The following is a 565-nucleotide window of genomic DNA, read 5'->3' as shown; positions in this document are numbered from 1 at the left end:
AACCAAAGCCATCAGCCTGATCGCCAGGGGTGAAAATATGGATGGCGACCACATCAAAGCTTATAAACTGACGATGGCACAGATGACGGCCTGCTCTCCTGAGTATGCATGGCTGCAGGAGGCACTAGATTGTGAATGAGCCGATATTCAAGCTGTGGCAACAACTGCAACGACACCGAATTTGGATTATTCAGCTTTTGTTGCTGGCGGTTATTGGCACCGGGATCCTTTGGGTCGATAAGCGGATTTCCAACCACCTCAATCCCCATTTTAATTGTGAAGCGACGCTGATAGACCCATTGTTACCCGATCCCCATTCAGCAGAGAAGAAGCTGAGATTAAGGATCTTCTCCCAGGGTAATAGAGCTCTGATCCGAGTGGGATATCATCATATTGAGCAATCCTGGGTCGATATCGAATTGAGCGGCACCCTCAAAGGGGTTGAAGCCGGTTCTATGAGTTATTCAATCAATCTGGATAAACACCAGGAATGGTTACATGTTGCAGAGGATGAATTGCCCTCCTACTTATTGGGAATGAAGCGTCAAATCAAAAAATCGCTCGA

1 protein-coding gene is annotated in these 565 nt (G+C 47.1%); it reads left to right on the top strand.

The annotated features are described in order from the left end of the window. Nucleotides 1-131: 131 nt before the first annotated feature. On the top strand, nt 132-565 hold a 434-nt coding region (locus tag IEX22_RS15545; protein WP_188669293.1), incomplete at its 3' end, for a hypothetical protein.

The organism is Tersicoccus solisilvae (assembly GCF_014643255.1).
In the GTDB taxonomy this organism is placed as follows: Bacteria; Actinomycetota; Actinomycetes; order Actinomycetales; family Micrococcaceae; genus Tersicoccus; species Tersicoccus solisilvae.
This window is presented reverse-complemented; position numbering and strand designations above follow the sequence as displayed.